Annotated in this window: 17 protein-coding genes and 1 pseudogene; 8 read left to right on the forward strand and 10 right to left on the reverse strand. The window is 64.6% G+C overall.

What is annotated here, in order from left to right; all coding sequences use genetic code 11:
* The first annotated feature begins 99 nt into the window (after positions 1-99).
* The 5 genes and pseudogenes from A7Q26_RS08735 (at position 100) to A7Q26_RS08750 (ending at position 5,272) form a co-directional block, all read left to right on the forward strand.
* Positions 100-1,533, forward strand: coding sequence for a pectate lyase family protein (locus tag A7Q26_RS08735; RefSeq protein ID WP_232313735.1), 1,434 nt, complete (start codon positions 100-102; stop codon positions 1,531-1,533).
* Positions 1,530-2,837, forward strand: a complete 1,308-nt coding sequence (locus A7Q26_RS08740; RefSeq protein WP_066858988.1) for an O-antigen ligase family protein — start codon at positions 1,530-1,532, stop codon at positions 2,835-2,837. The genes A7Q26_RS08735 and A7Q26_RS08740 overlap by 4 nt, the downstream gene beginning before the upstream one ends.
* A gap of 125 nt (positions 2,838-2,962) precedes the next feature.
* Positions 2,963-3,170: pseudogene (locus A7Q26_RS25130) on the forward strand (IS5/IS1182 family transposase); the annotation flags it as partial.
* 565 nt (positions 3,171-3,735) lie between these two features.
* Entirely contained in the window at positions 3,736-5,040 is a 1,305-nt protein-coding gene (locus A7Q26_RS08745) for a radical SAM protein (RefSeq protein WP_066858989.1), read from the forward strand.
* A complete protein-coding gene (locus A7Q26_RS08750; protein WP_066858990.1) occupies positions 5,030-5,272 on the forward strand; it encodes a hypothetical protein in 243 nt (80 codons plus the stop codon). The genes A7Q26_RS08745 and A7Q26_RS08750 overlap by 11 nt, the downstream gene beginning before the upstream one ends.
* Here the strand turns inward: A7Q26_RS08750 and A7Q26_RS08755 are convergent.
* From A7Q26_RS08755 to A7Q26_RS08770, 4 genes are all read right to left on the reverse strand, one after another.
* Complete coding sequence (locus A7Q26_RS08755) at positions 5,269-6,495, reverse strand: dicarboxylate/amino acid:cation symporter (protein ID WP_066858991.1); 1,227 nt, start codon at positions 6,493-6,495, stop codon at positions 5,269-5,271. The two genes, A7Q26_RS08750 and A7Q26_RS08755, sit on opposite strands and share 4 nt — an antisense overlap.
* A 5-nt stretch (positions 6,496-6,500) precedes the next feature.
* Positions 6,501-7,493 carry an N-acetyl-D-Glu racemase DgcA gene (gene dgcA, locus A7Q26_RS08760; protein ID WP_066858992.1) on the reverse strand — a complete coding sequence of 331 codons (993 nt, stop codon included), beginning with the start codon at positions 7,491-7,493 and terminating at the stop codon, positions 6,501-6,503.
* Between the two features lie 5 nt (positions 7,494-7,498).
* Positions 7,499-8,536 carry an N-acetyltransferase DgcN gene (gene dgcN / locus A7Q26_RS08765; RefSeq protein WP_066858993.1) on the reverse strand — a complete coding sequence of 346 codons (1,038 nt, stop codon included), beginning with the start codon at positions 8,534-8,536 and terminating at the stop codon, positions 7,499-7,501.
* Positions 8,537-8,629: 93 nt separating this feature from the next.
* Positions 8,630-9,514, reverse strand: coding sequence for a LysR family transcriptional regulator (locus A7Q26_RS08770; protein WP_066858994.1), 885 nt, complete (start codon positions 9,512-9,514; stop codon positions 8,630-8,632).
* A gap of 162 nt (positions 9,515-9,676) precedes the next feature.
* Here A7Q26_RS08770 and A7Q26_RS08775 point away from each other — a divergent pair, with 162 nt between their 5' ends.
* Positions 9,677-11,305 carry an N-acyl-D-amino-acid deacylase family protein gene (locus A7Q26_RS08775; RefSeq protein WP_084439046.1) on the forward strand — a complete coding sequence of 543 codons (1,629 nt, stop codon included), beginning with the start codon at positions 9,677-9,679 and terminating at the stop codon, positions 11,303-11,305.
* 299 nt (positions 11,306-11,604) lie between these two features.
* The gene (locus A7Q26_RS08780) at positions 11,605-12,615 is read left to right on the forward strand and encodes an extracellular catalytic domain type 2 short-chain-length polyhydroxyalkanoate depolymerase (RefSeq protein WP_066858995.1); all 1,011 of its coding nucleotides are present in this window, start codon (positions 11,605-11,607) and stop codon (positions 12,613-12,615) included.
* A gap of 76 nt (positions 12,616-12,691) precedes the next feature.
* Here A7Q26_RS08780 and A7Q26_RS08785 read toward each other — a convergent pair whose 3' ends face one another.
* Positions 12,692-15,568 (reverse strand): TonB-dependent receptor plug domain-containing protein, encoded by a 2,877-nt coding sequence (locus tag A7Q26_RS08785; RefSeq protein ID WP_066858996.1) that lies wholly within the window; start codon positions 15,566-15,568, stop codon positions 12,692-12,694.
* Positions 15,569-15,976: 408 nt separating this feature from the next.
* On the opposite strand from A7Q26_RS08785, the gene A7Q26_RS08790 reads away from it, so the two are divergent.
* Positions 15,977-18,358, forward strand: a complete 2,382-nt coding sequence (locus tag A7Q26_RS08790; RefSeq protein ID WP_066858997.1) for a penicillin acylase family protein — start codon at positions 15,977-15,979, stop codon at positions 18,356-18,358.
* 11 nt (positions 18,359-18,369) lie between these two features.
* Here the strand turns inward: A7Q26_RS08790 and dacB are convergent, their stop codons facing one another.
* The 5 genes from dacB to A7Q26_RS08815 all read right to left on the reverse strand — a co-directional run bounded on the left by dacB (position 18,370) and on the right by A7Q26_RS08815 (position 24,098).
* Positions 18,370-19,812, reverse strand: coding sequence for a D-alanyl-D-alanine carboxypeptidase/D-alanyl-D-alanine endopeptidase (dacB, locus tag A7Q26_RS08795; RefSeq protein ID WP_066858998.1), 1,443 nt, complete (start codon positions 19,810-19,812; stop codon positions 18,370-18,372).
* A gap of 130 nt (positions 19,813-19,942) precedes the next feature.
* Positions 19,943-20,959, reverse strand: coding sequence for a serine hydrolase domain-containing protein (locus A7Q26_RS08800; protein ID WP_157102504.1), 1,017 nt, complete (start codon positions 20,957-20,959; stop codon positions 19,943-19,945).
* 9 nt (positions 20,960-20,968) lie between these two features.
* A complete protein-coding gene (locus tag A7Q26_RS08805; protein ID WP_066859000.1) occupies positions 20,969-22,471 on the reverse strand; it encodes a permease in 1,503 nt (500 codons plus the stop codon).
* Entirely contained in the window at positions 22,471-23,202 is a 732-nt protein-coding gene (locus A7Q26_RS08810; RefSeq protein WP_066859001.1) for a GntR family transcriptional regulator, read from the reverse strand. The genes A7Q26_RS08805 and A7Q26_RS08810 overlap by 1 nt, the downstream gene beginning before the upstream one ends.
* A gap of 5 nt (positions 23,203-23,207) precedes the next feature.
* A complete protein-coding gene (locus A7Q26_RS08815; protein ID WP_066859002.1) occupies positions 23,208-24,098 on the reverse strand; it encodes an N-acetylmuramic acid 6-phosphate etherase in 891 nt (296 codons plus the stop codon).
* Positions 24,099-24,125: the final 27 nt, after the last annotated feature.

The raw sequence follows: 24,125 nt of genomic DNA on the forward strand, positions 1-24,125 counted from the left end.
ATGAAATCGGCGCTAGAATCAGTCCGCAGCGGGGCGACTCCCTGCCCCGGGGCCGTCGCGTCCGGGCTCGCGAGCCGGGGTGCTATTCCCTTGACCAATGTGCTGCGGCGGCTTTCCCACGCTTGCGCAGCCTTGTTGTTGATTGGCCCGCTCGCCGCCGAGGCCCGGAATCTTGAGGCTTTTCCCGATGCGTCAGGTTATGGTCGGTACGCTAAGGGCGGACGAGACGGCGCCATCATCTTCGTCACGAGCCTTGCGGATCGCGGACCGGGAACATTGCGCGCCTGCATTGACGCGCAAGGTCCGCGCACCTGCATATTCCGGGTCGGCGGCATCATCCGCTGGACATCTGAGCGCCCGATAATCCGCAATCCCTATATCACCATCGCGGGACAGACTGCGCCGGGGGGCGGAATCCTGATTACCCATGGTGGCGGCAGATACGGCGTCACGCCGCTCGTCGCGAAGAACACGCACGATGTCGTCATCCGTCATATCCGGGTAAGACTGGATAACAGGGGCGCCACACGCGCGGTGAACAGCGGGATCATTTTCGAGAATAGCAAGAATGTAATTGTCGATCATGTCAGCGTTTCATGGGCGGAGGACGAAACGATTGGCGGTCAGGGGCAGAATGACAATATAACCATATCCAACTCTATCCTGGCGGAGGGATTGCGCAGGCACGACAAATGCGCGCTTCTGAGCAGCGACCCGCTTGGCAGTCAGAATATGACATTTATCGGGAATATCTGTGCCCATAACGGAGATCGAAATCCAGACGTTAATTTCTTTCCAAAATCCTGTGTAGATGTCGTAAATAATGTAATATATAATGCGCGTTCTGATTTTGTTGAAGTGTGGGAGCAACATGGTGGCAGCCCAGTCAATATTGTCGGAAATTATTTCAAATCAGGCCCCAACATGGTGCCAGGCAGATACATTATTGCCCGACAGTCGGTGAAATCGACTGGTCGCGCCCGGATCTATGAAGCAGGCAACCATATCGACGGTAAGATCGAACGTGAGCCTCCGCCCTATGTGCGCGAAGCGATGGTCGATACTCCAACCTGTCCGCTTGGGGCGCCGGTCCTTGATGCACGGCAAGCCTTTGGTCGCGCTTTGCGGGAGGCTGGAGCCTTTCCCCGCGACACAGTGGACATGAGGTTGGTGAAAGAGGTGAAGAATGGTACCGGCAGGATCCGCAACGCCCCCGGCATCCTTCCTGAAATTGCCGATGGTACGCCCTATGCGGACTCGGACAAGGACGGGATGTCGGACGAATGGGAGCGAACGAACGGTGCCGACGCCGGAAGGAGCGACGCATGGGATGATGCCGACCATGATGGTTGGCGGAATCTCGACGAGTTTCTCGACTATGCGCATCGACGTTCGTTGGCGGGTTCGAGTGTCGCAGAGACCGAAGGAAGCGTGACGCGTCCCTGGACTCTGGCGGCATTGGCAGTCGTCCTCATCGCGGCTGTTATCGCCGGTTTCGGTAGCCTCTCGAATACAGGTGCAGTTTCATCATGACGGCATCGTCCTTGCCAACGAGACTTCAGAAGGCCGAGTTTTGGGCGATCCAGGCGGCTGTTTTAATGGCTCCCTTTCCCGCGATCCGTCACTCGACGATTTTCTTCACTGTCAGCGACTATCTGTTTCTCATAGCAATCATCCTTCGCCTGGGTTGCAAGATCCCGATCGCTCCGTTGGGGGCCCTGACTGGCGTATGGTTTGCTGGCTTGGTGGCATTGACAGGGGGGCTGATGGCGAGCAGCCTTGTAAGTGGCGATCCGCTCCGCGGACTGATTGTTGATGCCCAGTATGTGTTCGCATTCATGATCCTGCCTTTCGCCCTGCTCGGACGGACAAATGATCAGGCGTGGCGTCTTGTGAAATGTTTCGTGGTCGCGATGGCGGTCATGAGTGCCATTGGCATCGCATTTTATGCTTCTGGTTATAATGGTGGAACGGCACGTCGCCTCGCAATCGTGACGGGCGGAAACCGCCTCTCTGGCTTCGTCGACAATGCCAATGGTATGGCGGGCTATATCGTCCTCACGCTACCGCTGCTTTGGCTTTTGTGGCAGCAACGGAGCCTGAGTTCCAAGTATGCTCTTATAATATTGATCATCCTTATCACCGCACTTATATTAACAAGTTCAAACACAGGACTTATAGGACTCGGCGTTGTTACAATAATATTGCTTGGAGGGCGCCGAAATCTTTTTGCGCTATCGTTTGTTGGTGTCCTCGCAACTGTGATAGCGACATGGGGTCAGCCATATCTTCCTCAAGTTTTCAAGGATAGGGTTCTTAACGCAATACTCAATGAAGATATCACGCAGGCCGGAACGTACCAGGGGCGGCACGATCTTGCCGTCGAAGCAATGCGCTGGACAGAGGATCATCTTTTTCTCGGAGTCGGGGCAGATCAGTATCGGTTATTGAGCGAATATAATTTGCCGGTTCACAATACCTACCTGCTCTTGTGGGTCGAAGGCGGCTTGGTTGCGATGCTGGGCTTCGTCATTTTGTTGCTATGCATCATCGCCGCTCCCTTGACACAGCGAGGAGGCTCTCCAGCTGGGAGCGTCGCATTGGCCGCATTCGCGACCACAGTGGTCTTCGCGGGGATGGGCATGGGCTATACCCACGTCTATGCACGGTCATTGATCCTCCCGATGCTGCTGGCGATCAGCCCTGCCGTCGCCGCGATCCCGCAATTTAGAAACCGAAGGCGCAATTCATCAGCCAATGCGGAAATGCGTAACAAGATGTCTGCTGCCGCTCTCGGCGTACCGGCTCAACGGCTGAACCATTCGACTGAAGGATGACATGGACTTTACCTAATTGCCGGCAAAGACCCCGGACCTGCTCGCCGAACGTTCGCTCATTCTGATACGAGGCCTGGCTCTGGAAGGAGCAGGTGCAATCAGGAAGGGGCGTTTCGCCCGAGGCCTCGACGCCGGCCAAGGCGCGGCAGAAGGACTGTGGTGTGCGCTGGTCGATCAAATACAACAAGGCTAAGGTCCGCGAGATGCCGACCCGAAGGCGACAAAGCCGGTTGATCTTACCATCCATATGCCCGGCCACCAAAATCGCATCGGCATTGACAACCCCACCGCTTGATCCGTGCCTGGGGCGCCAGCGCAGCCAATGGCGATGATCCTGGGACCTGATCAGGCCCGCCAGTCGCTCCAGATCGAAAATCAGGCCATCAAAATAGCCGAAGATTATACTCCATCAGCCGGCCGCGCCCCTCAACCAGCCGGCCGGGCGAAATCGGACGGTACCCGGAGGCGTCCATGTCCCGCCGAACTTGGAAGATGTTTATCTTTCAGGTCATGGAAGATCGCTATTTCAGCTGGCTGGCTGTCTGATTGAACGGATCGGGTCGTATCCCTAAGATCATCGCATTCGACAAGTGGCACATGCTGCCCAGCGTTACGTAAACGCGTAAATGCTTCCTCGACTGGTCCGGTGATATCAAGAACTGAAAGTTGACGACGGTTCTTGAGATAAATCAAGGTACGGGCAAAATCCGTCTCTTATATGCCTGTCTCTGCGCAGGGGCGACATCGGCTCCGGTGACAGGAGATCTCAGCCGGAGCTACTCAGCATGTCTATCCCTATCGCGATTTTTCCCCAATTGGAAAATTGGGCGGGGCAGAGTGACAAGGATGATAAAAATGCAGTTTGGCAGGCCCCTGAGAGCGGTCTTGAGACAGCCTGATGTGGACCTATCACCCCGACCTGCTCGCCCGACCGGTGCCGCGCTACACCAGCTACCCCACCGCGGCCCAGTTCACCGACGCTGTCGGGATTATCGAGATGGCGGAGCGGCTGGACCGGGTGGAGGCGGAAACGCCGCTCTCGCTCTATCTCCACATTCCCTATTGTCATGACATTTGCTGGTATTGCGGCTGCAACACCGGCGCGGCGAACAAGGCGCAACGCTTGTCCGCCTATGTCGAGGCGCTGGAGCGGGAGATTGCGCTGGTGGCGCGGCGGCTTGGCGGGCGGGCGCGGGTGCGGCGCATCGCCTTTGGCGGGGGCAGCCCCAATTCGCTGCCGCTGGTCGACTTCATCCGGCTGCTCCAGCAATTGCTGCTCTGCTTCGACGCGCAGAATGCCCGGATTTCGGTCGAACTGGACCCGCGTCGGCTGGACCGGCAATGGATCGACGCGATGGCGGCCATGGGCGTCGATCGGGTCAATCTGGGCGTGCAGACCTTCACCCCGTCGGTGCAGGCGCGCATCGGCCGCATCCAGCCGCTCGACATGGTGGAACGCGCGGTCGAGGGACTGGCTGCTGTCAATGTCGCTGTCGGTTTCGACCTGATGTATGGCCTGCCGGGCCAGTCTCCGGACGATCTCGTCGCGACGCTCGACGCCAGCATCGCTATGGCGCCGGCGCGGATCGCCCTGTTTGGCTATGCCCATATGCCCCGCCTTCTGCCCCGCCAGGCCCGTATCGACGTCACCGACCTACCGGACCTGCGGACGCGCTTCACCATGGCGGCCGAGGGACATGACCGGCTGGTCGCGGCCGGATATCACGCAATCGGGTTCGATCATTTCGCCAGTCGGGGCGACTCCCTCGCGCGCGCTGCGCAGCAGGGGCGTTTGCGGCGGAACTTTCAGGGCTTCACCGACGATGACGCCGATGTCCTCATCGGCATGGGGGCGAGCGCGATCAGCCAGTTTCCCGACCTCATCATCCAGAACGAGAAGCGCGCTGGCCCGTATCGCGAGCGGATCGCCGTGGGCCAGTTGACAGCGACGCGCGGGCTCGTCCGCACCGGCGATGACCGGCGCCGGGGGCGGATCATCGAAGCGCTGCTGTGCCAGGGGGAGGCGCATCTGGGCATGGTTCCGCCCGTCGACCTTTCTCGCTTCGAAGCGCTGGGATTGGTTCGGTGCAGCGGAGACCATGTGCGGCTGACGCCGGCCGCACGGCCCTATGCCCGCGCCATCGCCGCCTGCTTCGACGCCTATCTGGAGCCGCAGGAAAAGCGGTTCAGCCATGCGATATAGTCTTGCCCTGTTGGCCTGCCTGGATCTGGCCATCGGCGCCGGACCGGCGGTTGCCGCCAGCCGCCCCATCGCCTTTTGCGGAACCCCGCCGCCCGGCTGGACGCCCCCGGGCCCGCGCAGGCCGGCCCTGCCCGACAGGCCGGGTGGCTACTGCCATGTTGCCGGTTGCGCCGCCAAGAAGGACCGGAGCGGCTGTGCCGGCAGGATCGTGCCGGAACGGGGCGGCCGCTAACCGTCGATCGCTTTTTCCTGCCGCGCGACGACCGCGGTGACGGTCAGGTTCGCGCTGGCGCTGGCCACCGTACGCGTCATGTCGAGCAGCCGGTCGAAGGGCAGGACGAAGCCCACCACCAGTGCGGTCTGTTCCGGCGAGACGCCCACGGCAGACAGGACGGCGGCCAGCATGAAGAGTGAAGCGGAAGGGATCGGCGCGGTCCCGAAGGCCGCAAGCGATCCCGTCAGCAGCATGATCGCCAGCATCGCGGGATCGGGATGCACGCCCAGCGCCTGAAGACTGAAGACGCTGAGCAGCCCGACATACATGGCAGTCCCGTCCTTGCCGATGCTGGCGCCGATCGGCAGCACGGTGGAAGCGATCGCCGGTTCGATGCGTAACGTATCCTGCGCCACCCGCAACGCGACCGGCAGGGTCGCGGCCGACGAAGCGGTCGAGAAGGCGACCAGCAACGGGTCGATCGCGGCGCGGAAGAAGCGGCGGATCGACAGGCGCGCGACGAGCGCTATGAGCGGCAGATGGACGATCAGTATCTGCGCGATCACGCCCAGCAGCACGCAGAGCGCCAGCCAGCCGATATTGGCGAAGACGGCGACGCCATTGTCCGCCACCGCCTTGGCGATCAGGGCAAGGACGCCGAACGGCGTGATTTCCATGACGATGCGGACGAGGTGGAACAGCACGCGACTGGCCGATTGGAGCATGGTCGCCATCGGCCGGCCCTCGTCCCCGGCCAGTATGACGCCGAAGCCCAGCAGCATGGCGAAGAAGATGATCGCCAGCATGTCCCCTTCGGCGAGCGACTGAACGATGTTGACCGGGACGATCCCGACCAGCTGGTCGTGCAACGACTTGGCTTCGCCCAGCGCATGGGGCACCGCCTTGCCCAGCGCAGTGCCCACGCCGGGACCGACCAGAAGACCCAGCGCCATCCCGACCGAAACGGCGCAGATTGTGGTGAGCGCGAACAGAAGCACCGTGCGTCCGCCGACGGATCCCAGGCGGCGCGGATCAGCCAGGGCCGTCACGCCCGAAGCGATCGACACGAAGACGATCGGGACGACCAGCATCCGGATCAACCGGACGAAAATCTCGCCGACAAAGGCGATCCAGGATGCGGCGGCGGGCCAATAGAGGCCCAGCAGGACACCGACGGCCAGTCCGCCCAGCACGCGCTGCCAGAGCGGGACGGCGAACCAGCGACGGGCGAACGCGGTCATGGGGGTTACAGCCCGCCCCAAAAGCCCGGCTGCGGCGGCAGCAGATAACCGCGATCGCCGGTGACGCCGCCGTCGCGATCGGCCGAGAGCCAGAGCGGCCCGTCGAGATCGACGAAGGCGCTACCCGCCGCGATCGCCCAGGCGGGCGCGATCGAGAGGGAGGAGCAGATCATGCAGCCGGTCATGACGTCCAGGCCACGCGCGCGCGCGGCGTCGGCGAGGTGAAGTGCTGCGGTCAGCCCGCCTGCCTTGTCGAGCTTGATGTTCACGACGCGATAGCCATCGGGCAGACCGTCGAGGTCGGCTGCGACATGGACGGATTCGTCCGCGGCGATGGGGATGGCGGACCGGAAACCATCAAGCGCGCCATCCTCATGCGCTGGCAGCGGCTGTTCCAGCAGGTCGATGCGCAAGTCGATCATCAATCCCTGAAGGTCGCTGACCTCCGCGATGGTCCAGCTTTCATTGGGATCGACGATCAGGCGCGGCGCGGGCGCAGCGGCCCGGACCGCGCGAAGCTGGGCGGCGGGATCGTTCCGGTCCACCTTGACCTTGATGAGCGGCACATGGGTCAATGCTGCGGCCGCCAGTCCCATGGCGTCTGGCGTGTCGAGGCCGACAGTCATGGCGGTCGCGATCGGACGCAGCGGCCTGGGCAGGCTCAATTCGGTGGCGATGTCGCTGCCCGCCAGTTTCAGTTCCAGATCCCAGAGCGCGCAGTCGACCGCGTTGCGCGCTGCGCCCGCCGGCAGGATTTCGAGCAGCCCGCGGCGGCTGACGCCCTTCTCCAGCGCCTCGCGCACCGCCTCGATCTCCGCGATGCTGGTATCGACGCTTTCGCCATAGCGGGGATAGGGCACGCACTCGCCCCGACCGATGGCGCCGTTTTCGGCAAGGGTGACGGTGACCACTTCCGCGGCGGTCTTGACCCCGCGCGAGATGCGGAAGGGGGTGGCGAGGGGGAAGACTTCCCCCAGAGCGGTCAGCGTGCGGCGCATGGGATTCAGGCATTCTCCGTGGCGTGGGCGACTGTCGCGGCAGATGATTCCAGCAGACGGTCCAGGATTGCCTCCACACCCATGCGATAGGGATCGGAACAGGGCAAGCCGAACTCTTGCGCCGTGCGGGCGCACAGCGCAACGGCGTCGGCCTCCTCCATCGCGGAGGTATTGAGCGCGATGCCGACGACGCGGACGTCCGGATTGGTCAGGCGCGCAGTTCGCAGGTTCGCCTCCAGGCAATCGGCGAGCGATGGCGGGCTGTAATGCGGCAGGCCGCGCATGGTCCGGCGCAGCGGATCATGGCACATGACCAGCGCATCGGCCTGGGCACCATGGAGCAGCCCGGTCGACACGCCTGCGAAGGAGGGGTGGAAGAGCGAACCCTGACCCTCGATCAGATCCCAGCCGCCATCGTGGCGATCCGGCGAAATCTGCTCGATCGCGCCGGAAATGAAGTCGGCGACCACCGCATCCAGCGGCACACCGTCTCCGGCGATCAGGATGCCCGTCTGCCCGGTCGCGCGGAAATCGGCCACCACGCCGCGCGCCGCGAGCGCACGGGCGAGGCAGAGCGTCGTATACATCTTGCCGACCGAACAGTCAGTGCCGACGGTCAGAAGGCGCTTGCCCGCGCGGCGCCTGCCATTGCCCACCGGGATGTCGGGACGGGGATCGCGCACGTCATGCAGGGTGCGGCCGAGCCGCGCGGCCGCTTCCACCAGCCGGGGTTCATCCTTCAGTCGCTGGTGCAGCCCCGAGGCAATGTCCAGCCCCGCCGCCATCGCGGCGAGCGCGTCCTGCACCAGATCCTCGCCCAGCCGGCCGCCGGCATTGGCGATGCCGAGCACCAGCGTCCGCGCACCCGTGGCATAAGCCGTCGCGAAGTCCATCCTGCGCAGGCCGAGTGTCAGGCGGCAGTCGTCGTGGCGAAATTCCCCCACGCAGACATCCGGCCGGAACACCGCCAGGCCGCGCGAAGTCTTGATGCCGATCTCGTCATTGCTGTGGCCGAGATAGAGGAGATAGGGCGTGGCGATCATGGATGTCTCGAACCTGTGCTGATTGGACGTCCGCTGTATCGTCCCGGCGGGTCCAACCCCAATAGCAAGGCCCGCATAGGCTATAGCCTGACGCTATAGGCTTTCGATTACCTCTGACAACAGGGCCAGAAATTCGGACGCGGTCTTGGACGGCGGACGGTTCTGGAGATAGACGGCGTTGATGTCGAAAGTGATGGCCGGCTGGAGCGGGCGGCTCGACAGACCCGGCGCGGTGGCGGCGTGGGCGGTGAAATTATCGACGATCGCCATGCCCACCCCGGCGCGGACGAGGGCGGCTGCGATATAGTAGGTGCGCGCAGACACCACCTCGTCCAGTTCGACGTCGAGTCGGTTGAGTTCGCCGGAGAGGACGCGGCCGATCGGACCGCTCTGCACCGGGCTGATGAACTTCTGGTCGCGCAGTTCCTCCAGATGGAGTCGGCCGGGCGCGTCAGGCATGTCCTCCTCGCGGTAGAGGACGACCAATTCGCCTTCGCCGATCACCTGATGGGCGACCGGCGCGGACAGAGGTACCTCGAAGCTGATCGCGATGTCGGTTTCGCGCTCATAGAGTTTGCGCACCATTTCATCATGATGCAGCGTCTGGAGGTCGAACATGATGTCCTCATGTCCGCGCAGGAAGCGCGCTACGGCATCGGGGATCGCGCCGAGGCCCAGCGAGGGCAGGGCGGAGACGCGGAGGATCGCGCCGCGCCCATGGCGCATATTCTGCGCCGCCTGGCGCAGCGAGCGGACCCGATCCTGAATGTCTGACACTTCGGTGAAGAGCGTGCGGGCGTCCTGCGTCGGGATCAGGCGGCCCTTGGCCCGTTCGAACAGCGGCAGGCCAATCGAACGTTCCGCGTGGCGCAGTACCTTCGTCACGGCGGGTTGCGACACGTTCAGCGCGCGCGCGGCGGCGCTGACGGTGCCGTGGAGATAGACGGCGTGGAAAATTTCGATCTGGCGCAGGTTCATCGGCGCGTCCCCTTTGGCTGCGGCCCGTCCTTGCGATAACGACAGCGGCGCTGCGAGCCGCTATGACATCCGGTTATAGGCCGCGCAACACGCCGCTCTGGACGGGCGCGACTTATAGGGGCCATGTTGCCAATAAGGCTCACCTTCCAAGGACTTCGCTGTATGCCCTCGTCTGTCGTTCTCCGCCGCCTTCGGACGCTACTGCTAGCGGGGGGACTGGCGGCCGGAACAGCGGTGGCAGGCCCGGCACCGGGCGAGAAAGCCGACATCCTTATCCGAGGCGGCACCATCCATGATGGCGGCACCGGCGAACCCTATGTCGGCGATGTCGCGCTGAAGGGCGACCGGATCATCTATGTCGGCCGCGCCGCGCCCATGACGGCGGCGCAGGTGATCGACGCACGGGGCATGATCGTCGCCCCCGGCTTCATCGACGCCCATACCCATGCCGACAGCTTCATCCGCTCGCCCGACGCCGCGACGCGGGTCAATGCCGCCTGGCTGAACCAGGGGGTCAGCACCGTGATGATCGGCGTGGACGGTTTCGGCACGCCGGACGTCGGCGCGGATGCGGCGAAGCTGGAAGCGTCGGGGATCGGCACGAACATCGTGCCCTTCATCGGCTTTGGCGCGGTGCGGCAGCGGGTGTTGGGGCAGGATGCACGCCCCCCCCGGCCGAATGAACTGGACGCGATGAAGGCGCTGGTCGCCAAGGGCATGTGCGAGGGCGCAACCGGCTTTTCGGCCGGGCTTTTCTACCCGCCGCAGAGCTTCGCCAGGACGGAAGAGGTGGTGGCTGTTGCGCGGGAGGCGGCGATCCGGGGCGGCCTGTACGACACGCACCAGCGCGACGAGTCCAGCTATTCCATCGGTTTGCTGGGATCGGTGAAGGAAGCCATCGCCATCGGCCGGCAAGCGGTAATGCCGGTCCATTTCGCGCATCTCAAGGCGCTGGGCGTGGATGTGCAGGGCCAGGCGCCTGCGGTGATCGCGGAAATCGAGGCTGCGCGGAAGGCCGGGCAGGATGTGACGGCCGACCAATATCCCTGGCTGGCATCGGGATCGAGCCTGGACGCATCGCTTCTGCCGGGCTGGGCGGTGGATGGCGGCGGCGCGGCGCTGGTCCGGCGGCTGGACGATCCTGCGACGCTGACGAAGATTCGGGATGAGATGCAGAATAATCTGCGGCGGCGCGGCGGTGCGAAGGCGCTGCTGTTGATCGCTCAGGGCTTCCCCTGGACCGGCCGGACGCTGGAGCAGGTGGCGGCCGAGTGGCAAGTCGATCCGCGCGATGCGGCGCTGCGCATCATTCGCCAGAGCATCGAGTCCAGCGAACCGGGAAAGAAGGGCAAGGGCACGGCCGTCGCCTCCTTCAACATGGCGCAGGCCGATGTCGACCTGCTGATGAAGCAGCCCTGGGTCGTGACCTCCTCGGACGGGTCCGATGGGCACCCCCGCATGTTCGCGACCTTCCCCGAAAAATATGTCCAATATGTCCGGGACCGGAAGGTCATCAGCCTCCAGGCCTTCGTTCGTCAGTCGACGGGATTGACTGCGGACATCTACAAGCTCGACCGTCGCGGCTATCTGAAGCCGGGCTATCATGCCGATGTGGTGGTGATCGACCCCGCCCATTATGCCCCGCGCGCGGACTATGTGCATCCGCGCGAACTGAGCGTTGGCGTAGCCAGGCTGTTCGTGAACGGCCAGTTGGCGGTCAGCGACAGCCAGGCGACCGGCGCGACGGCGGGTCGGGCATTGCTGCGGCCTCGGCCGACGGCCTGCCCTTGAGGGTGTGAAATCACTCAACAACGGTCGGTAAAGTTTTAGCAAGGGTGGCACGATTGCCGGGGCTGCGGCGGAGCCGATACCTATCCCCCACCCTGCAAATAAATTGCGACCCATTGTACCCATTTCCGGCACATCCTCGTGCCTTATCCATAATTAACCCCAATTCGGAATATTTCATATCCTGCTCGCAACGATTCTGTGCGAAAAGGATGGAAGAATATTCATAAGAAACGGATGTGAGAGGGCGTGAAGGGCGATTCGTCTATTCATGAAAATTTATAGATATTTAGGAGGCAATCATGCGTATTGGCCGACTAACCCTGTCGTTTCTTTCGATTTTCGTTCTCCTTGCTCCGCAAGGTGTATCCGCTGCGGAAAAACTGCCCGCACTGGGCGCCGATCCAGCCCGAATTTCGATTTCGGGCCTGTCGTCCGGCGCCTTCATGGCGGTGCAATATGATGTCGCCTTCTCCGCCAGCACCATCGGCGTGGGCGTGGTTGCTGGCGGTCCCTATAATTGCGTCTATGTCAATCTGGGCGGAATCTACACCTGCATGCAGGGGGCGCCTGTCGGGCAATCGTCCTACCAGGCTGCGGTCGGCTTTGCCGGCCTGGGTCAGATTGATCCGGTCAATCACATTGCCGGTCAGAAAATCTATCTGTTCAGTGGCACCCAGGACACTACCGTCAGGCAATCGGTGATGGACGCGGTGCATGATTTTTATCGAGCGGCGAACGTGCCGGCGAGCAGCATCCAATATGTCAAGGGAACCGCGGCCGGCCATGCGTTCATCTCGGACGATTTCGGCAATGGCTGCGCCATCACCCAGGCGCCGTTCGTCAACGAATGCACCGTGGCCGGCGCGCTCTACGACCAGCCGGCGGCGATCCTGACTCAGATCTACGGGCCGCTGAAACCCAAGGCCACGAGCCTGTCTTCCTCGCCGATAGCGTTCGATCAGGCTCAGTTCGCCGGTGCGCTGAGCGGCATGGCGCCCTCGGGCTATCTCTATGTCCCCAAAAGCTGCCAGCAAAGCGCCGCGAAATGCGCGGTGCATGTCGTTTTCCATGGCTGCCTCCAGAGCGCGGACGCGGTCGGCGACGCAGTCTATGGCAAGCTGGGTTATAATGAATGGGCGGATAGCAACGGCATCATCATCCTCTATCCGCAGGTCGACAAGAGCAGCATTCCCTTCAATCCGCAGGGGTGCTGGGACTGGTGGGGCTATAGTGGGCTGAACTTCCAGACGAAGGGCGGCGCGCAGCTTTCGGCGGTCCACGCCATGGTCCAGCAACTGGTCAGCCAATAGCATCCGCGACATTGGCCGACGAAAAAGGGGGTGGAGAGGCCTATTGCTCCTCCACCCCCTTGTCCTTTGCCTCGCTTCAGTTGGTCTTGAAGCGCACGCCCACGCGGAAGGCGCGACCCAACAGGTCGCTGAAGGTCGAATTGGCCGACAGGCCGCTTTCTGGCAGCAGGATCGGATCCTTGTCGAACAGGTTGGTGATGTTGAAGAACAACTGACCGTCGGACCCGCCAACCTTGATCTTCGCGGTGAAGTTGAGGTCGGTGTAGAATGTACCGTCGATATGGTTGCTGTTGATCGTCGGATTGGCCGCGGTGCTGGTCGGGCAGGCCGACGTGCAGACGACATAGGTGTTGTTGTAGGTCCCCGAACTGACGCCGCGCCCGACCGCGGTGATCGAGTAGCTCGGCGTGTCGAAGGTCGCCGACAGGCGGAAGATCCACTCCGGCGTGCCGCTGGTCTGCCCGCTATTCTGGCCGACCGTGTCGACCGCCACAGACACGCCGTTGTCGACGAGGTTTTCCAGATAGTTGGTCGCGGTGCCGCGCAAGGTCAGGTTGCTGGAACTGCTGTTGAATATCTGGTCGAGCGGGACGCGGTAGCTGGCTTCATAGTCGATGCCGCGCACCTTGACCTTGGCGAAGTTGAAGGGGCTGGCCGAAACGAAATAGTCGCGCACGCCATCCGGATCGGGGACGATGGCATCGCAGAAGGATTGCAGTCCTTCGGTGCAGCGGCGGGCGATGTCGTCGGCGAAGAACTGGCTGATCGCATCTGACACCTTGGTGCGGAACCAGTCGACCGAGAAGGAGAATCCCGGCAGGAAGCGGGGTTGCAGCACGGCGCCGAGCGTCAGCGTATCGGCCTTTTCCGGCTTCAGCGCCAGATTTCCGGTAGTCAGTTCGCGGAAGGTCGCGCCGGCATATTGGCCATAAGCCGACCCGGTGCTGAATGTGTTGGTGCGCGACGTGCCCGACTGGAACAGTTCGTTGAGGTTGGGCGCGCGAATGTCGCGTGAGCGGGTGCCGCGCAGGCGAATGTCGTCGATCGGCTGCCAGGTCAGGCCGGCCTTCCAGGTCGTCACCGTGCCGGAGGTGGAATAATCGGTCACGCGCGCCGCGCCGTTGAATTCCGCGCCCAGGCCCAGGGGCACGACCGTTTCCAGATAGGCTTCCTTGACATTGTAGCTGCCGAAGGTGGGACGGAAATTGCCGACCGACCAGCCGCTCTGATATTCGATCGGGACATAGCCCGAAACCTCTTCCTTGCGATATTCGCCGCCCACTGCGACGCTGACATCGCCGGCCCAGGTGGCAAAGGGCGTCATGGACAGGTTGACGCCCGCCACCGTCTGCTTGAACCGTTGGTCGCGATAGGGATCGCCCAGCACCCATTCGACCGCCGCCGGATTCGCGACGCCGACGCCGAGGCGGTTCAGCGGAATGCAGCCATTGGTCGGGCTGGTCAGGGTGGACCGGCAGACGATCGTGCCCGCCGCCACGCCCAGCGCATTGCCCGCCGGGGCGAACACGGCGTCGGTCGCCAGGGCCAGGCGCGACGTGTTCATGATGTCGCGCAGCAGTTCATGCGTGTCGGTCTGGCCATATTGGGCATAGGCATCCCATATCGCCTTGTTGCCGAACATCTGGAATTCACCGCCCGCACCGATGGTGTAGCGCTGCACCTCGCGGCTGCTGTTGTTCTTGCGATAGGGCATATCGGCTGCCGACGTGCCCAGCGTGACGTTCGTCACGCCCGCCAGCGCGGCGCTGCCCAGCGCCTGGATCAGATAGGCATTGTCGGCGGTCAGGGTGAAGGTCGCCGCCTGCGGCCCGGAATTGAACAGCGTCTTGTTCCAGTTGTAGGACGCTTCGCCATAGACCCCGATCCAGTCGGCCAGTTCGTAGCTGAGGCGGCCATAGACGCCGCGCCGATCGTCCGTGGCGTCGAGGCCGATGCGACGCGATGTGTCGTTGATCGCCCAGTCGCCGCCGACCGTCTGCGAACTGTCGGTCAGCGAACCGAACTGATATTGCCGCGCGACGCCGCCTTGGTCGAAATAGGTGCCGCGCAGCGCTGTCGATCCGCCGACCTGCGAGCGGATGATGCTGCCGGGCGTGGCGTTCCATGTGCCCGCGCCGCGAACCACCAGATTGGCCGGGCCGCCAGCGGCAATGGCGGCTGCGGTATTCGCCACGGTCCGATACCCTAGCTGGTTCCAGTCGCGATCCACTTCGAAAATGCCGTCGCGATGGGCATATTCGCCAGCCAGAAGGATGCGGCCGCGCCCGCCGGCGAAGCTCTTGCCCACCGCGCCGGAGAAGCTGTAGTTGAAGCCGTCACCCTTGTCGGTGATGCCGCTGTCGGCCTCCACCTTGATGCCTTCGAACGTCTTGTCGAGCACATAGTTGACGACGCCGGCGACGGCGTCGGAGCCATAGGCGGCCGAAGCGCCGCCGGTCACGATCTCGACGCTCTTCACCAGCGACTGGGGGAAGGTGTTGATATCGACCAGCCCGGTGATGGTCGATCCGACCGAGCGGCGGCCGTCGAGCAGCACGAGCGTACGCACCTCACCCAGATTGCGAAGGTTCATCGTGTTGACGCCCGCCAGACCCGAACTGATCGCGAGCCGTGAGTTGGACGGACGGGTGCTGCCCGCCAGCGCCGGGATCTGATTGACAAAGTCGGCGATATTATTGGTCGGCGACTGGTTCTCTATGTCCTCCTGCGTCATGACTGTCAGAGGGGTAGGAGACTGGAAGCCGTTGCGGATGATGCGGGTGCCGGTGACGACGATCTGGCTGTCGGGCGCATCCGCTTCGACGCCCTGCTGCGGGGCGGCCGAATCCTGCGCCAGGGCGGGCGCGCCATGGACCAGAGCCAGCGCGGTCATCGCCAGACCAAGGCCGTGCGAGCGGCCGAACGACCGACGAATTCGCCTGAAATCACGCATGTACAGAACCCCCTTGTCACGGGACAGGGCTGCGCGCAGTGATTGCACGCGCGGCGTCAGAGCGCCGATCTGGCCCGACCCTTCCCTTCACCACATGACCGCAGGGCGGGCTCAAGCCTTCTGCCGATCCCCGCCCTGCCGTCATCACGATCCCCGCCGCGCCCCTCACTTGACGGGGGCAGACGCCGGTTCCATGACGGGGAGGTTACAGGGTGGTCGCGGCTGGTCAATAGATTTGGTATTACTTTGATCGTATAAAGGTATAGCCTGAGGGAATGGCGGCGAACCGCGACGGCCATCACGCTGGTTGATAGCTTGCAGTTATGGGCGCTGGGCGGCTTGCTATATGTGCGGCCGGCCATCCTGCGATAATCGTCGCATAACAATCCCCTAGTCAAGGAGGCTGAGTTGATTCAGCGTCGAGCGTTTCTTCTGGCCTCCGTGGCCGCCCTGGCCCTGCCGGGCAAGGTGATGGCGAAGTCGCTGGTCAAGGGCGGCAAGGCCTCGCAGCTCCGGGCGAAAGGGGCGAGGGCGCCGATCGAGATCATCGAGGACGAGCTGGGCGTGCCCCATGTGCGGGCACGGTCGCCGCATGACGCCTATTTCGGGCAAGGCTATCTGGTGGCGCGCGACCGGCTGTTCCAGATCGACATGGAGTATCGCCGCGACATGGGGCGCATGGCCGAAGCCTTCGGCCCACGTTTCGTGGCGGCGGACAAGGCGGCGCGGCTGTTCCTCTATCGCGGCGACATTGACGCGGAACTGGCGGCATTGCCGCCCGGCGTGCTGGACTGTGCAAAGGGCTATGTCGCCGGCGTGAATGCGCGGATCTCCGAACTGGCGGCCGATCCGACGCAACTGCCGCTCGAATATGGGATATTGAACCTTCAGCCGCTGCGCTGGGACGTGCGCGACCTGGTGCGCAACAGGGGCATCGGCATGGGCGATGCCGATGATGAGGTGCGCCGCGCGCAGATGCAGGCGCTAGGGCTGCTGGATGCGGATCAGTTGATGGCGCCGCTGCGCCCGGCCTGGTCATTCACCGTGCCGGAGGGGCTGGACTGCGCTGCGGTGAGCGATGCGGATTTGGGAATATTGGACCCATCGGCGCGGCCCGTGCCCTTTGACGCCATCCAGGAGGCATCGCTCGATCGTGCCGAGCGCCGCGCCGATCGTTTTGCCCAGGGCAGCAATGCCTGGACGATCGCGCCGTCCCGCAGCGCGACCGGGCGACCGATCCTTGCCAACGATCCGCATCTGGGCATCGGCGGATTCAGTCCCCGCCACATGGTCCATCTGACCGCGCCGGGGCTGGACGTGATCGGTGCGGGGGCACCCGGCCTGCCGGGCATCATGCAGGGGCACACCGATCGCTTCGCCTTCGGCCGGACCAATTTCCACATCGACCAGACAGACCTGTTCATCCTGCGCACCGACAAGGACGATCCGGAGCGATACTGGCACAAGGGGCGATGGAGGCGGTTCGAGACGTTCGAGGACGAGATTGCGGTCAAGGACGGGCCGGCGCAGCGCGTGAGCTTGCGTTATGCGCAGGGGCGGCCGATCGTGGCGCAGGACGCAGCGCGCCAGCGGGCCAGCGCATTCGCCACGGTCAGCATGTTGCCCGGCGCCAACATGCGCTTCGCGATCATCGCGATCAACCTGGCGAGGGACTGGACGTCGCTGCGGCAGGCGTTCAAAATCCATGTGTCGCCGACCAATTTCCATTATGCCGATGTGGACGGCAATACCGGGTGGCAGACGATCGGCTTCACCCCCCGGCGGCCCCGGCATGACGGGCTGTTCCCGGCGCCGGGCGACGGCGATTTCGACTGGACGGGCATCATGCCGGTCGAGGAGATGCCCCATGTATACAACCCCAAGGAAGGCTGGTTCGCGTCGGCCAACCAGTTGAACATTCCTCCCGACTATCCCCACGCCAGCAACGTCATCAGCTTCGACTGGAGCGACCCCTTCCGCTACGACCGCATTTCCGACGTGCTGCGCAGCCAGCCCAGGCATCGCATCGAGGACAGCATCGCGCTCCAGCATGATGTTCGGTCGCTTCCGGCGCGCGCGCTCATGAAGCTGATCCCGGACAAGCTGCTGCCGGCGGCCGCTCCGGCCGCGGCGATGCTCAAGCGCTGGGATTGCGGGCTGGAGGCCGACAGCGCGGCAGCCTTGCTTTATGAAATGGTGATGCCGGAATTGCAGGCGGGCTTCCGCGATCTCGTCGTACCCGCCGCCGCGCGCGAGTTCATACCGTCGGTCAACCTGTTCGAGATGCTGCGTATTCTCGCGACACCGGACAAGCGCCTCGGTCCGGTGCCGAATCTGGCGCGCGACGCGCTGATCGAGCGGTCGCTGGTGGCGGGTTGGAACAAGGCGCTGGAGCAGGGCGGTCCCGATCCGGCGCAATGGCGCTGGGGCGACCTGCACCGGGTCACGATCGCCCATCCGCTCTCGTCGCTGCCGGGGATCGGTGCGGCCTTCCCCAAAATCGACGGCGGCCGGTCGGGCGGCGACGGCTATACGCCGATGGCGCGCGGCTTCAATGGGAAGCGGGGCTATCAGGTGTCGCACGGTGCCAGCTATCTGCTGGTGGCGGATGTCGGCGCGTGGGACAATAGCCGCTTCCTGCTGCTGCCCGGCCAGTCGGGCGACCCTCGCTCGGCGCGCTATCGCGACTTCTATCCGCGCTGGGTGGCGGGCGAGATGCAGCCGCTCTGGTTCAGCCGGGAGGCGGTGGATCGACACGCGGCCGGGCGGATGGAGATTGTGCCGGCGTGATCTGACGAGGGTCAGAACGCCCCGGCAATCTCCACCAATATGCGGTCGACGGCGTCGCTGGCCTGCGCGTCGGTGCCGTCGGGCATGTCGTTCGCGAGCGCGGAAAAGACCAGCGTCCGGCCGCTTTTCGTCACCAGATAGCCCGACAGTGCGCGTGACGCGTTGAGCGAGCCGGTCTTGGCGAACAGCCTGCCTTCCAGCGTCGTACCCTTGAACCGGTTACGCAACGTCCCGTCCTGCCCGGCTATGGGCAGCGTCTCGCGCCAGGCCATGCCCCAGGGTTGACGCGCAATCCATGCCAGCAAGGTAACGGCGGCGCGCGGGGTCATACGGTTGTAGGAGGACATCCCCGAGCCGTCGGCGAAGCTGTAGCTGCCTTCGGTCAGGCCCGCCTGCGCCATCAGCCGGTGCAGCGCAGCCTGTCCATCAGAGATCGAGCCGCTGCCCGTCGCGCGCGACACACGGCGCAGCATCAACTCGGCGTGCAGATTCTGGCTCTGCTTGTTGATGATACGCATGTCGTCGGCCAGCGGCAGGGCGGGAAGCTGGGCCACCATATCCGGTGCGGGCGGCCGGGCAGCGGGCGCGCCCTTGCGGATCGTCGGGTCATCGGCAGGCGCAAGCGGGCGATGGCGGGTCTGGATATCGCCGTCGACGCGCACGCCGCGGGCACGGAGCAGTTCGCTCAGGCGCCAGGCGGCATGGTGCGCGGGATCGTCGACACCGAAATGGAGCGAAACGGGCTGCGCCTCCGCACCGATCGTGCCGGTCAGACGCAGGAGGCGGCTGTTGGGCGCGCGGTCGGCGACGATCGCCGCGACCTTGCCTGGGACGGTCGTGATGCGATTGTCGATCGCATAATAAGTGGACGCCTTGATCGCCGGACGAGCGCCGATTGCACCGGGGATCACTGTGGCGGCTAATTCATTGTCGTCCAGCGTGAGCGCGGAAATGCCGGTGCCATAACGCGACTGGATATTGTTCCAGCTCATTCCCGGTCCCCAACGCTCATCGGGAAACCAGCTGTCGTCGCCTACGATGTGGCGGACTTGCCGGATTTTTGCGGCGATCGCATCGGCGAGCGTCTGGAGGCAGTCGCTCGCGCAATCCTCCGCGCTGGACAGGCGTGCGTCCCCGCGACCTTCCAGGATGACATCGCCCTGCTCGATGCGGACGCCTGTCCCCTGCGCGGCTCGGTCCAGCGCCGGGAGATCCGCATAGGCCGCTGCGGTGGTGAACATCTTGGTGTTGGATGCGGGAATGAAACGCTGGTCCGGCGCGATCGCGATGATCGGCTCTCCCTCCAGCGTGGCGACCAGCAGGCCGTATCGGGCGCCGGCCGGACCCTGGGCCAATTGCCGTTCGATCCGGACCTGTAGCGGCGGCGCAGCTTCCTGCGCGGCGACACCGGTCAGGGGAAGGACGAGAGCGAGCAGGGGGAAGGCAAGGCGCATGAGGCGGACTATAGACCGCAACTAGACCGGTGAAACAGAGGCACGAAGGCCGCAACCCATAACCTGCGGCAATAAGGTGGGGAGGGGGCTTGGCGACAAATTGGCGCGGTTTCGCGCGCTTACATCCCCTTCACTGCGCCTCCCAAGCCCGGATCAGCGCGTCGCCCACCGCCGGGCGGAGGGCGAAGATGCCGCTATCGGCGTGGCGGGTGGGGTGGACGCGGTTGGTGAGCAGGGTCCAGGCGAGACCGCGTTCGAAATCGATCCAGAGGCCCGTGCCGGTAAAGCCGGTGTGGCCGATGGTTTCGGCTGAGCAGGCGTCGCCCCCCGACCAGCCGTCGAATGCCCGCTCCCAGCCACAGGTGCGGTGCCCTTCCTGCGCCGTCCGGGCCTCCGCCAGCATCGCTGGGGACAGGATCGATCCGTCGAGCATCGCCCGGGCAAAGCCGAGTACGCCATCGACCGTGCCGAACAGCCCGGCGTGGCCCGGTGCCCCGCCGAGCGCGAACGCGTTTTCGTCATGCACCTCGCCCTTCAGCACCCGGCCGCGCCAGCTGCACGCTTCGGTTGCGACGGCGGGGCCGGGGGGCGGCCCGTAGGACAGGCCTTCACCCAGCGGCCATGCGGAAAGCGGCGCGCCAGTGATGCGCTCGATCGCGATGCCGAGCAGGATGAAGTTGATGTCGGAATAGACCGGCGGGCCATGGCGCCATTCCCGTTGCAGGACGAAGGCACGCAGCCGGGCGGGATCGTCGCCATAGGTGTAGATGGGCTCGACCGCCGGCAGGAAGCTGCGGTGGGCAAGGCAATCGCGGAAGGTCAGTCTGCGTTCCGCGGCGTTCGCCACATCATATTGGCGCAGGTCAGGGATGGCATCGGTCAGCGGCCGGTCAAGGTTGAGCCGGCCCTGCTCCGCCAGGTGCAGGATCATGGTGGTGGTGGCGATCACCTTCGACACGGAGGCAAGGTCGAACCAGTGGTCGCGGGTCAATGGCTCCCGGTCCGGCACGATCGCCGCCGCTCCGGCGAAGCGGACGGCGCTGCGGCCATCGATGCTTACCACGCCCAGCGTCGCGCCGGGGATGCGGCCGCTGTTCACGGCGGCTGCGGCCGGGGCGAAGGCGGCTTCGCAGATTTGCTCGATCATCATTGGCCTCTAAGCAGTTCTGGCCCGAACGCGCATCACGATCGGCAGGAAGAAAATGGCGGCGAAGCTGAGCGCGCCCGACAGGATGAAGAAGCCGTCATAGCCGATCTGCTTCTGGATCGCCCCGGCCGCGCCCCCGATCAGGCGCGGCAACAGGAAGGCGAAGCCCGAAAGAAACGCATATTGGGTGCCGGGATAGCGGGGGCTGACCAGCATGGAAAGATAGACGACGAACACGGCGCCCTCCAGCCCATGGCCGAACTGGTCTACACCGGCGGCGACATAGAGGACGAAGGAGGAGGGTTCGGCATACCAGAGCCAGACGAACACCCAGTTGCCGATCGCCGACGCGCAGGCCCCTATGATGAGCGCGACCGTCATCGGAAGTCGCGCGGCGCAAAGTCCGCCCAGCGCCACGCCGGCCATGGAGCAGGTGAGCGCGACGACGCCGTCCGCCATGCTGATCTGTTCGAGACTGTAGCCCGCCGCATTCCAGAGCGGATGCGAGAGGGTGAGCGTCAGCACATCGCCCATGCGGTAGAAGGAAACGAAGGCCAGCACCGGCAGCACGGCATAGCCGTCGCGCCAGAAAATCTCGACATAGGGGGCGATGAAGCCCGGCATTTTCGAGGGGGCGTCGGCGGGCAGTCGGCGGATGCGGGGCAGGGCGATGGCGAGCGCGACAAAGGGCAGCAGCGCCACGGCCAGAACGATCGGCGTCACGTTGGTCTGGGCGGAGAAGCCCGCGCCCTGCACGGCGGAAAGAAGCGCCCAGCCGATCAGGGCGGTGGCGACGCCGGTGACGGCGAGGATGGCGAGGCTGACAAGGGTGCCGCTGGCGAGCGCGCTTGCTCGCCCCTTCGCGCCCTCCTGCTCGGGTCGCATCGCCGCGAGCATGGGGAAGGGCAGGAAGGCAGCGATGGCGATGGCCAGATAGGCCCATGTCCAGTCGGCCCAGGCCGCGACCAGCACAGCGCCGCTCCCCGCCGCGACCATGGCGCTGCGATAGCCCCAGAGATTGGCGGCGACGATCGGTCCCTGTTCGGCCTGCGTGGGCGCCAGTTCGATACGCCAGCCGTCGGCGGCGACCTCCAGCGTGGTCGTCCAGAAGGCGAGCAGAATCGCGAACAGGGCGGTGAGCGGCAGGCTCTGGTCGCTGGAGGTGAAGGCCATCGCGACCATCGAGAAGAAGATACCGAGTTGCGACAGCATGATCCAGCCGCGCCGCCTGCCCCAGAAGCGGGAGAAGCCGGGGACGCTGTAGCGGTCCAGCAACGGCGCCCAGACGAACTTGAACGTCGGCAGCAGCGCGATCCAGGCGAAGAAGCCGATGATGACGATGTCGACGCCGTGCCGGGCGAGCCGCAGGGTTAGTACCGCGTTGAACATGTAGAAGGGCAGGCCGGCCGAAAAGCCGAGCAGCAGATAGAGGCCCAGCGTGCGCAGTGGTGGCCGCCTGGCCTGCGGTCCTTCGCCCAGATCATGTGCCTCGGCGGCGATCGTGGCGGTCATCAGCCGATTTCCTTGAGTTCGGTCACGAAGTCATAGCGGTCGCCGCGATAGACGGACCGGGTGAATTCCACCGCCCGGCCGCCGGGGATGCGGGTCAGCCGCTCGATCCGTAGCACCTCGCTATTCTGGCGGACGCTTAGCAGGCCCGCTTCGGTGGGAGTGGCGAGCGAGGCGCGGACGCGCTGGGTGCCGGATGTGGGGCGAAAGCCGCTGCGCCCCATCGCCTCGTAGAGAGAGTCGCCGATGGTCGAGAGATCGGGCAGGCAGTCGGCGGGCACGACCGCATGTTCGATCGCCAGCGGCTCCCCGCCCGACAGCCGCACCCGGCCGAGCCGGGCGACACGGGCGGACGTGGAGATGGCGAGCATGGCGGCTTCCTCCTCGGTGGGCTGGGCGTAATTCTTCATCATCCATATGACGCCGGGATCCTCGCCGCGCGATCGGGCGTCGCTGGTGAAGCTGGAGAGGACGGAGGCGGGCGCCTCGATCCGTCGGGCCACGAAAGTGCCCGATCCCTGCTTGCGGAACAGCACGCCTTCCTCGATCAGCTGCTCGATCGCTTTGCGCACGGTGACGCGGGATATGCCGGCCATTTCGCTGAGGTCGCGCTCCGACGGCAGCGCGTTGCCGGGGGTGATGGCCCCGCTTTCGATATGATCGCGCAGGTTGCGCGCCAGTTGCAGGTAGAGCGGCGTGCCGTCCTCGCTGCGAGGAACCAGTTTTTCCCGCATCTCCGCTATCCCCCCTGTTGCACGGCCCGCATTGCGTCCGGCAGATTCTGGCCATGCGCCTCCAGCAGCCGTTGCGCCTCGTCCGCCGCTACGCCCATGGCGACAAGCACCGCCTGCTTGATGTCCTGCCCGACCGAGTCCAGCGCGCGCGCGGCCGTTCCCAGGTCGACATCGGCAATGTCGCGCACCATTGCCTGGCCGCGCAAGCGCAGCTTTTCGTTGGAGATTCGCATGTTGACCATGCGGCCGCGATAGACGAGGCCCATGCGCAGCATGATTGCGGTCGACAGCATGTTGAGCATCGCCTTCTGCGCGGTCCCGGCCTTCATCCGGGTGGAGCCGGCGACGATCTCCGTCCCGGTTTCCGCGACCAGCCCATGGTCGGCGGCGTCGAGCAGGGCAGTGCCGGCATTATTGGCGATGCCGATGGTGAGCGCCCCGGCTTCCCGCGCGGCGGCGATGGCGGCGAGCGTATAGGGGGTGCGACCGCTCGCGGCGACGCCGATCACCACATCCTGCGCGCCGATTTCAGCGGCGTGGATTTCGGCGCGCGCGGCGTCCGCATCATCTTCGGCGCCTTCGGCCGCCTCGGTCAGCGCGGCAAGGCCACCCGCCATCAGGAAGATCAGCCGTTCCTGCGGCCAGTTATAGGTCGGGTAAAGTTCCACGCCGTCCTGCACCGCGATCCGGCCGGAGGTGCCGGCGCCGACATAGACCAGTCGTCCCCGCGCGCCCAATCGCAGGGCGGCGGCCTCCGCGGCCTGCGCGATCCGGCCGGTCTGCGATCCGATCGCGGCGATGGCGGCCATCTGCCCTTCCAGCATCGCCTCGACCGCGCGGATGGTCGGCCATTGGTCGATATCGACATAGCGCGGATCGATGGCTTCGGTACTCATGGATACTCCGGGACGGGGCATTGGCGC

The sequence above is a fragment of the Sphingobium sp. TCM1 genome (genome assembly GCF_001650725.1).
Classification (GTDB): domain Bacteria; phylum Pseudomonadota; class Alphaproteobacteria; order Sphingomonadales; family Sphingomonadaceae; genus Sphingobium.

Bases quoted from the DNA above. Each gene is read 5' to 3' on its own strand.
- A7Q26_RS08785 (WP_066858996.1), bottom strand. From the start codon at position 15,568: ATGCGTGATTTCAGGCGAATTCGTCGGTCGTTCGGCCGCTCGCACGGC.
- dgcN (WP_066858993.1), bottom strand. From the start codon at position 8,536: ATGATCGCCACGCCCTATCTCCTCTATCTCGGCCACAGCAATGACGAG.
- A7Q26_RS08800 (WP_157102504.1), bottom strand. From the start codon at position 20,959: ATGATCGAGCAAATCTGCGAAGCCGCCTTCGCCCCGGCCGCAGCCGCC.
- A7Q26_RS08770 (WP_066858994.1), bottom strand. From the start codon at position 9,514: ATGAACCTGCGCCAGATCGAAATTTTCCACGCCGTCTATCTCCACGGC.
- A7Q26_RS08805 (WP_066859000.1), bottom strand. From the start codon at position 22,471: ATGACCGCCACGATCGCCGCCGAGGCACATGATCTGGGCGAAGGACCG.
- dacB (WP_066858998.1), bottom strand. From the start codon at position 19,812: ATGCGCCTTGCCTTCCCCCTGCTCGCTCTCGTCCTTCCCCTGACCGGT.
- A7Q26_RS08775 (WP_084439046.1), top strand. From the start codon at position 9,677: ATGCCCTCGTCTGTCGTTCTCCGCCGCCTTCGGACGCTACTGCTAGCG.
- A7Q26_RS08740 (WP_066858988.1), top strand. From the start codon at position 1,530: ATGACGGCATCGTCCTTGCCAACGAGACTTCAGAAGGCCGAGTTTTGG.
- A7Q26_RS08780 (WP_066858995.1), top strand. From the start codon at position 11,605: ATGCGTATTGGCCGACTAACCCTGTCGTTTCTTTCGATTTTCGTTCTC.
- A7Q26_RS08755 (WP_066858991.1), bottom strand. From the start codon at position 6,495: ATGACCGCGTTCGCCCGTCGCTGGTTCGCCGTCCCGCTCTGGCAGCGC.
- A7Q26_RS08810 (WP_066859001.1), bottom strand. From the start codon at position 23,202: ATGCGGGAAAAACTGGTTCCTCGCAGCGAGGACGGCACGCCGCTCTAC.
- A7Q26_RS08745 (WP_066858989.1), top strand. From the start codon at position 3,736: ATGTGGACCTATCACCCCGACCTGCTCGCCCGACCGGTGCCGCGCTAC.
- A7Q26_RS08750 (WP_066858990.1), top strand. From the start codon at position 5,030: ATGCGATATAGTCTTGCCCTGTTGGCCTGCCTGGATCTGGCCATCGGC.
- A7Q26_RS08815 (WP_066859002.1), bottom strand. From the start codon at position 24,098: ATGAGTACCGAAGCCATCGATCCGCGCTATGTCGATATCGACCAATGG.
- dgcA (WP_066858992.1), bottom strand. From the start codon at position 7,493: ATGCGCCGCACGCTGACCGCTCTGGGGGAAGTCTTCCCCCTCGCCACC.